Annotated in this window: 7 protein-coding genes; 3 read left to right on the forward strand and 4 right to left on the reverse strand. The window is 71.9% G+C overall.

The annotated features are described in order from the left end of the window. The first annotated feature begins 5 nt into the window (after positions 1 to 5). A complete protein-coding gene (locus tag ACFU95_RS44955; RefSeq protein WP_383841598.1) occupies positions 6 to 1,439 on the forward strand; it encodes a dihydrolipoyl dehydrogenase family protein in 1,434 nt (477 codons plus the stop codon). A 36-nt stretch (positions 1,440 to 1,475) separates the two neighbouring features. Here the strand turns inward: ACFU95_RS44955 and ACFU95_RS44960 are convergent, their stop codons facing one another. Next, positions 1,476 to 2,123, reverse strand: a complete 648-nt coding sequence (locus ACFU95_RS44960; protein WP_383841601.1) for a peptide deformylase — start codon at positions 2,121 to 2,123, stop codon at positions 1,476 to 1,478. Between the two features lie 160 nt (positions 2,124 to 2,283). On the opposite strand from ACFU95_RS44960, the gene ACFU95_RS44965 reads away from it, so the two are divergent. Beyond that, positions 2,284 to 3,681 (forward strand): PepSY-associated TM helix domain-containing protein, encoded by a 1,398-nt coding sequence (locus ACFU95_RS44965; RefSeq protein ID WP_383841604.1) that lies wholly within the window; start codon positions 2,284 to 2,286, stop codon positions 3,679 to 3,681. A gap of 91 nt (positions 3,682 to 3,772) precedes the next feature. Here the strand turns inward: ACFU95_RS44965 and ACFU95_RS44970 are convergent, their stop codons facing one another. The 3 genes from ACFU95_RS44970 to ACFU95_RS44980 form a co-directional block, all read right to left on the reverse strand. Continuing rightward, on the reverse strand, positions 3,773 to 4,120 hold the full coding sequence (locus ACFU95_RS44970; protein ID WP_383841607.1) for a tetratricopeptide repeat protein: 348 nt from the start codon (positions 4,118 to 4,120) through the stop codon (positions 3,773 to 3,775). Between the two features lie 73 nt (positions 4,121 to 4,193). Then, entirely contained in the window at positions 4,194 to 4,640 is a 447-nt protein-coding gene (locus ACFU95_RS44975; protein WP_383841610.1) for a MarR family winged helix-turn-helix transcriptional regulator, read from the reverse strand. Positions 4,641 to 4,642: 2 nt separating this feature from the next. Beyond that, positions 4,643 to 5,128, reverse strand: coding sequence for a MarR family winged helix-turn-helix transcriptional regulator (locus ACFU95_RS44980; protein ID WP_383841613.1), 486 nt, complete (start codon positions 5,126 to 5,128; stop codon positions 4,643 to 4,645). A gap of 113 nt (positions 5,129 to 5,241) precedes the next feature. Between ACFU95_RS44980 and ACFU95_RS44985 the strand changes: the two genes are divergently transcribed. Further along, on the forward strand, positions 5,242 to 6,207 hold the full coding sequence (locus ACFU95_RS44985; protein WP_383841616.1) for a pirin family protein: 966 nt from the start codon (positions 5,242 to 5,244) through the stop codon (positions 6,205 to 6,207). Positions 6,208 to 6,544 lie beyond the last annotated feature (337 nt).

The raw sequence follows: 6,544 nt of genomic DNA on the forward strand, positions 1-6,544 counted from the left end.
ACCCCATGACGGAAACGGATTCCAACGCCTACGACGTCGTGGTACTCGGAGCCGGACCGGTCGGGGAGAACGTCGCGGACCGCACCCGTGCGGCCGGCCTGACCACCGCGGTCGTGGAGAGCGAGCTGGTCGGCGGCGAATGCTCGTACTGGGCGTGCATGCCCAGCAAGGCGCTCCTGCGCCCGGCCATCGCCCAGGCCGACGCCCGCCGCCTGCCCGGCCTCAGCCGGTCGGTCCAGGGTCCACTCGACGCGGCCGCTGTCCTCGCCCGGCGCAACGACTTCACCTCGAACTGGCACGACGACGGCCAGGTCCAGTGGCTGACCGGCATCGGCGCCGACCTCTACCGCGGCCACGGCCGCCTCACCGGACCCCGCACGCTGGAGGTGACCGGCCCCGACGGCGTACGGCACGTGCTGACCGCCCGGCAGGCCGTCGCCGTCTGCACCGGCAGCCGGGCCGTCCTGCCGGGCCTGCCCGGACTCGCCGAGGTCAGGCCGTGGACCAGTCGCGAGGCCACCGGCGCGCAGTCCGTGCCCGGACGGCTGGTCGTGGTCGGCGGGGGAGTGGTCGCCACCGAGATGGCCACCGCCTGGCAGGCCCTGGGCTCGCGGGTCACGCTCCTCGTCCGCGGCAAGGGCCTGCTGAACCGGATGGAGCCCTTCGCCGGCGAACTGATCGCCGAGGCGCTCACCGAGGCCGGTGCCGACGTCCGCACCGGGACCTCGGTCGAGTCGGTGACCAGGGAGAACGGCACGGTCGTGGTCGTCACCGACAGGGGTGACCGGATCGAGGCCGACGAGATCCTCTTCGCGACCGGCCGGGCCCCGCGCACCGACGACATCGGCCTGGACGCGGTCGGCCTGGAACCCGGCTCCTGGCTGGAGGTCGACGACAGCCTGCGGGTCACCGGCAGCGAGTGGCTGTACGCGGTGGGCGACGTCAATCACCGTGCCCTCCTCACCCACCAGGGCAAGTACCAGGCCCGCATCGCGGGCGCGGCCATCGCCGCCCGTGCCTCCGGAGTCCCTCTGCTGGAGGCGGACCCGTGGAGCGCCCACTCCGCCACCGCCGACCACGCCGCCGTTCCCCAGGTCGTCTTCACCGACCCCGAGGCCGCCGCCGTCGGACTCTCCCTGGCGGAGGCCGAACAGGCCGGCCACCGGGTGCGCGCCGTGGACTACGACCTCGCCTCGGTCTCGGGGGCGTCCCTGTACGGCGACGGCTACCGCGGCCGCGCCCGCATGGTCGTCGACCTGGAGCGCGAGATCCTCCTCGGCGTCACGTTCGTGGGCCCCGGTGTCGGCGAACTCATCCACTCGGCGACGATCGCGGTCGCCGGGCAGGTACCGATCAGCCGGCTGTGGCACGCCGTTCCGTCGTATCCGACGATCAGCGAGGTGTGGCTCAGGCTGCTGGAGTCGTACCGCGACAACTGACGTACGACAACGGACGTACGGCACCAACCGGCGTACTCAGTCCGGCAGTTCGAAACCGAGGGCCTTCGCCGCCTCGTCCGGGGTCGGCTGCGCCCAGCGCTCGGCCGTCGCCTGGTTCGAGGAGAGGGAGCGCAGCTCGGCCCGGTCCAGGTAGAGCACGCCGTCGAGGTGGTCCGTCTCGTGCTGCACGATACGGGCGGGCCACCCCGTGAACACCTCGTCGACCGCACGTCCGTGCTCGTCCTCGCCGGTCAGCCGCACCTCGGCGGGCCGGGCCACCACCGCCTGATAGCCCGGGACGCTCAGGCATCCCTCGAAGAACGCGGCACGGCCGGCACCCACCGCTTCGTACGACGGGTTCACCAGCACCCGGAACGGCTGCGGCACCCGGCCGCGCGTCAGCCGTACCTCCTCCGGCACCGGCGCCGGGTCCTCGATCACCGCGATCCGCAGCCCCACGCCGACCTGCGGTGCGGCGAGGCCGACGCCCGGCGCCGCGTGCATGGTGATCCGGAGGGCCTCGACGAAGCGGGCCAGCAGGGCGGGGTCCAGCTGGCCGTCGAAGCGCTCCGTGGGGCGCCGGAGCACCGGGTCGCCTGCCGCCACGATGGGCAACGGGCCCTCGGCGGTCAGGAGTTGCTCGACCTGTTCGGCAAGAGGTGCGCGATCGCTCGGAAGTGCCATCGCGCCAGCATGCCACGGCGCCCGGGTGACCCGACGACTTCTGTGTGACGTACGCCACTTGGCGGGGCTGGAACTCGACGGGCCTTTCATCCGACTACTGGACCGCCAAGCAGAGACAGAAACGTCCCCGCTCCCCGTCCACTCCCCGGAGATGCCGCCGATGTCCACCGCTCCCTCGACCGCCACGGAGGAGGCGACGCAGCCCGATCCCCCGGCGTCGCCCCGCAGATGGGCACCGCTGCGCCCGCTGATCCTGCGTCTTCACTTCTACGCCGGTGTACTCGTCGCGCCGTTCCTGCTCGTCGCCGCGGCCACCGGCTTCCTGTACGCCGGGGCGTTCCAGGCCGAGAGGATCGTGTACTCCCACGAGCTGACCGTCCCGGTCGGTGACGAGAAGCTGCCGATATCCCAGCAGGTCGCCGCCGCGCGCAAGGCCCACCCCGAGGGCACGCTCTCGGCCGTACGGCCCTCCCCGGAGGACGACGCGACGACCCGCGTCATGCTCTCCGGCGTCAAGGGTGTCGCCGCCGACCACACGCTCGCCGTGTTCGTCGACCCGTACACCGCCGAGGTGCGCGGCGCCCTCGAACAGTACGGCTCGACCGGCGCGCTGCCGCTGCGCACCTGGATCGACGAGTTCCATCGCGACCTGCACCTCGGCGAGAACGGGCGCCTCTACAGCGAGTTGGCGGCCAGCTGGCTGTGGGTGATCGCGGGCGGCGGCCTGGTGCTGTGGTTCTCCCGCCGCCGCGCCCTGCGCAAGGTACGGGGCACCACCGGCCGCCGCCGTACGCTCGGCCTGCACGGCACCGTCGGCGTCTGGGCCGCGGCCGGTTTCATCTTCCTCTCCGCGACCGGCCTGACCTGGTCGGCGTACGCCGGCGCCAACATCGACGAACTGCGCACCTCCCTCGGCCAGGCCACCCCGTCCGTCTCGGCCTCGGCGGGCGGCGACCACGGAGGTCACGGCGGCGCCGCCGGCACGGGTGGGAGCGGCGAGCACGGCGTCGGCCTCGACAAGGTCCTGGCTGCCGCGCGCGCCGAGGGCCTGGGCGACCCCGTCGAGATCGTGCCGCCCGCCGACGCGTCGTCCGCGTATGTGGTGCGGCAGGTGCAGCGCAGCTGGCCGACGAAGCAGGACTCGGTCGCGATCGACCCGTCCACGGGCGAGGTCGCCGACGTGCTGCGGTTCGACGACTACCCGGTGCTGGCGAAGCTGACCCGCTGGGGCATCGACCTGCACACCGGGGTCCTCTTCGGCCTGGTCAACCAGATCGCCCTGATGCTGCTGGCGCTCTCGCTGATCGTGCTGATCGTGTGGGGCTACCGCATGTGGTGGCAGCGCGGACGCGGCACCGCCTTCGGCCGGCCCATCCCGCGCGGCGCCTGGCAGCAGGTGCCCCCGCAGATCCTGGTCCCGCTGGTGGCGGTCGTCGCCGTGCTCGGCTACTTCGTTCCGCTCCTCGGCATCTCGCTGGCCGCGTTCGTCGTCGTGGACGTGGTGCTGGGCGAGGTGGCCCACCGGAGGGGGAAGCGGACGCCCGCGGAAGTGAACTAAACGCGGGGGCGAAGGACTTGGGGCCCGGTTCCGGGGGAACCGGGCCCCACGCCATGCCGGGCCGTTCGTCCCGGGGGCGCCGGGGCGTCGCTCAGAGCTGCTCGAAGTCACCCGCCAGCGCCGAGGCGAGGCGCATGTGCGGCTCCGCCTCCTCGCTCCGCCCCTGCCGCTGAAGGGTGCGGCCCAGCATCAGCCGGGCGTACTGCTCGACCGGGTCGCGGTCGACGATGACCCGCAACTCGCTCTCCGCGCGCCGCAGTTGGGCCGAGTGGTAGTAGGCGCGCGCCAGCAGCAGCCGCAGTCCGGTCTGCTCCGGCACCTCATCGACCAGCGTGCCCAGAACGCGCGCGGCGGCGGTGTAGTCCTTGGCGTCGAAGAACAGTCGCGCGCGCTCCCAGCGCTCGGCCGGTGTCCCGTGGTCGTAGTACGTCATGTCCACTCGTGCCTCCTTCGGCGCCGTCAACCGAGAAGGCCGGTTCAATATTCCACTGCGTTCCCGTGCCGGTGTTGCGCTACTCGGCCAGGGCCGCGAGCTCGGCGTCGGCCCTCTGGGTGATGAGGCTGAGCACCCGTCCGGTGGCGGCCAGGTCCTCCGCGGGGATGCCGGCGTAGACCCGGGCGGTGATGGGAGCGGTCTCGGCGCCGGTCCTGTCGTACAACTCCCGTCCGGCGTCCGTGATCCGCACCCTGGACGACTCCTGCGGGGCCAGCAGCCCCGCGGCGGTCAGCTCGTCGACCACGGAGTGCGCCTCCGAGGCGTCGATCTTGAGCGCGCCCACGACCTCGCCGACCAGATGGTCCCTCTCGACCGGCCCGTCGGCCACGGCGACGAGGCGGAGGGTGACGGACTGCTGGAAGGTCGCGCCGTGACGGGCCAGCACGTTCTCCAGAAGCGCTCGGCTCGCGTAGTGGGCCAGGGCTATGACTCGGGGGTTGAGCGGGGGAGTGGTGGTGGTCATGACTACTCCTTGTCGGACTCGCTGTCCGTGGTGAACGGGTCGAGAGGTGCGTCGAGCAAGGCGGCCAACTCGCGTCCGAACTCCCGTGTGCGGGCGCTGCCCAGGCCGCCGAGCGGCGCCAGCAGCTGCTCCAGGAGCCCCTGGACGACCTCGATCGCCCGCCGGGTGCGCTCCTGGCCCGGCTCGGTCAGTGCCAGCTGCACCGCGCGCGGGTCTCGGGGATCGCGGGTGCGTTCGAGGAGGCCGGCGGCTTCGAGGGAACGCGCCAGCTTGGAGACGTACAGCGGTTCCAGCCCGGTGTGGTCGGCGAGGCGTCGCTGACTGGGGCGCTCGCCGTGGCGCTGCATGCCGTACAGCGAGGCCACCAGCGCGTACTGCGCGTGGGTCAGGCCCAGCGGGGCCATGGCCCGGTCGACCGCGACCCGCCATTTCGTCGACAGGCGCCACACCAGGAAGCCGGGTGAGGCGTTCTCGGAGCCCTTGCTCATGATGAATACCGTACATGGATACTATATACATGGCTACTATTTTCCGGTGCGCATCGAGACAGCCCCGGGTGACGGACTGACGTGGCGGCCCCGGCGGGGCTAGTTTGGGCGACATGAGCAATCTTGATCGCGAGGCGGTGCCCGCCGTCTGCGGCGGCCGTGGTTTCGTCGTGGCGGAGCCCGTGCGCGAACTCCTCAGTCCTCGCCGCGTCAAGCTCGGCGAATCCACCGAAGTCCGTCGCCTGCTGCCCAACCTGGGCCGGCGCATGGTCGGCGCCTGGTGCTTCGTCGATCACTACGGGCCCGACGACATCGCGGACGAGTCCGGCATGCAGGTGCCGCCGCACCCGCACATGGGGCTGCAGACGGTGAGCTGGCTCCACGAGGGCGAGGTGCTGCACCGGGACTCCACCGGCAGCCTCCAGACGATCCACCCGCGCGAGCTGGGCCTGATGACCTCCGGCCGGGCGATCAGCCACTCCGAGGAGAGCCCGAAGTCGCACGCCCGCTTCCTGCACGGCGCCCAACTGTGGGTCGCCCTCCCGGACGCCCACCGCCACACCGACCCGCACTTCGAACACCACGCCGAACTGCCGGTCGTCACCACGCCGGGCCTGCGGGCCACCCTGATCCTGGGCGGCCTCGACGGCGCCGCCTCACCCGGCACGACGTACACCCCGATCGTCGGCGCCGACCTGTCCCTCACCCGCGGCGCCGACGTACGCCTCCCGCTGGAGCCGGACTTCGAGTACGCGGTCCTGTCCATGTCCGGCGAGACCCACGTGGACGGCGTGCCGGTGCTGCCCGGCTCCATGCTCTACCTCGGCTGCGGACGCACCGAACTCCCCCTGCGCGCGGAGTCGGACGCCGGCCTGATGCTCCTCGGCGGCGAGCCGTTCGAGGAGGAGCTGATCATGTTCTGGAACTGGATCGGGCGGACGCAGGAAGAGATCGTGCAGGCCCGCCAGGACTGGATGGCGGGCTCGCGCTTCGGTGAGGTGAAGGGGTACGACGGGGATCCGCTGCCTGCTCCTGAGCTGCCGGCGGTGCCGTTGAAGCCGCGGGGGAGAGTGCGCTGACCTGCGCAGACGCGTCAGCGTTGGTGATTGCAGGGCGGAAGGCGGTCGGGCCCTTCTCACCGCCTTCCACCTGCTTGCCGGGAGGCGTCCAAACAGCCGGCCGGACCGATGCTGACCTGGGCTGATCCACCCCAAGAGGACCCTCCCCGTCGGCGTTCTACGGGCCATGGCGAGAAGGGGACTCCAGCGACTGTCAACGGTCACGGAGAGTGGTCAGGGCAGTTGAGCGCATTCCGGCGTGCGGGGGGGTGCCCCTATCTCTTTCGTCAAGGGGCGGGTCGGTTGATTGGTGATGTTTCAGGCGGCTTGGGGGACGGCTTGAGGTTCGAAGAACGTG

The sequence above is a fragment of the Streptomyces sp. NPDC057623 genome (genome assembly GCF_042800355.1).
Lineage (GTDB): Bacteria > Actinomycetota > Actinomycetes > Streptomycetales > Streptomycetaceae > Streptomyces.